Origin of the sequence: Curtobacterium sp. B18, assembly GCF_000333375.1 — a bacterium.
GTDB lineage: Bacteria > Actinomycetota > Actinomycetes > Actinomycetales > Microbacteriaceae > Curtobacterium.
This window is the reverse complement of the sequence record NZ_BACZ01000729.1, coordinates 1-1,270: the sequence shown is the minus strand read 5'-3', so window position 1 is coordinate 1,270 and position 1,270 is coordinate 1. Positions and strand designations below refer to the sequence as shown.

The following is a 1,270-nucleotide window of genomic DNA, read 5'->3' as shown; positions in this document are numbered from 1 at the left end:
CCGGATCCGTAGCGCCGGTCCGCTCCTGGTCCCATGAGAACGTGCACTTCTGAGCTGCCGTTGCCCGCCGAGCACTCCGACGATGCGGGTCCGTCCGAGAGCGCGGTCCAATCGCCGCCGGCCGCCTTCATTGTCTGTTTGACCAGGCTGACCATGCCGTCTCGTGCCTGCTCGGCGTCCATCTCGCTGCCTTTCGGTTGTTGCGCACATCCAGCCAGCAGCACCGAAGTACTCACCAAAGCCAGGATCGCTGTCGCGGTGCGTGTGCTCACCGGTCGCTGAGCTTCCCGGCGGTCGCGCGGGCGATGTTGTCGAGCGACTCGGTGTTCTTGTCGAAGTACCTGTACTGGCCGGCGTGATCGCTCGCGTTGTTCCAGATCGGATCGTGACGATTCACGCCGTTCATCGTCGGGTCATGCGGGAGACCAGCTGTCGGCAAGGAGGTCGCGCCGAACGCAGGGCTGGCTGGATTTCGGCGAGTCATGCTGAAAGCCTGCCCGATTCCTCGCTCAGTGCACGACGCCGCTCAGGTTGCCGTTCACGGCGGGGGGGGGGGGGGGGGGGGGGGGGGGGGNCCCCCCCCTCCCGGGGGGGGGGGGGGGGGGGGGCTTTCTCCCCCCCCCCCCCCCCCCGGGGGCCTCGGAACCCCCCCGCGGGGGCGCGGGGGGGGGGGGGGGGTTGGCCGGCGCCCCCCGGGGGGGGGGGGGGGAGCCCCAACAAACCCCCCCCCCCGCCGGGGGGGGGGGGGGGGGGGGGTTTTTCCTCCTTTTTGGGGGGGAAGGGGGGGGAACCCCCCGCATCCCCCTTTTTTTTAACCCCCCCCCCCCCCCCCCCTTTGTTGGGGGGAGGAAAAAAGAAAAAGGCCCCCCCCCCCCCTTCTTTCCCAAAATGGGGGAGGGGGGGGGGGGGGGGGGGGTTTTTTTTTTTTTTTTCCCCGGGGGGGTGGTCGGCCTCCTCCCACCCAAAAAAAAAAACACCCCCTTTTGCCCCCCTTTTTATTGCGGTTAGGGGGGGGGGGGGGGGGGTGATAAAAACATATTTTAGCTATCTTATTGCCGCCCCCTCCCCCTTTTTTTTTTTTTTTTTTCTCTCCCCCCCCGGGGGGGTGCGGCGGGGTTTTAAAACAAAAGGCAAAATAGGGGGGGCCCTTTATAGGTTTAATATAAGCGGCACCCCCCCCCCAAAAAAAAAAAAAAATGTTTGTTGTTGGGGGGGCCCCCCCCCCCCCCCACACATTTTTAATATTTTTTTTTTTTTGGGGTGAGGGGGG

General features: G+C 65.1%; 2 protein-coding genes. Both read right to left on the bottom strand.

The genetic code is table 11. The annotated features are described in order from the left end of the window. The coding region (locus I5E_RS26100) for a hypothetical protein (protein WP_222836492.1) at positions 1 to 272 on the bottom strand (272 nt) is incomplete at its 3' end. Continuing rightward, on the bottom strand, positions 269 to 397 hold the full coding sequence (locus tag I5E_RS26640; protein ID WP_261975001.1) for a hypothetical protein: 129 nt from the start codon (positions 395 to 397) through the stop codon (positions 269 to 271). The genes I5E_RS26640 and I5E_RS26100, both read right to left, overlap by 4 nt. Between the last annotated feature and the right edge of the window lie 873 nt (positions 398 to 1,270).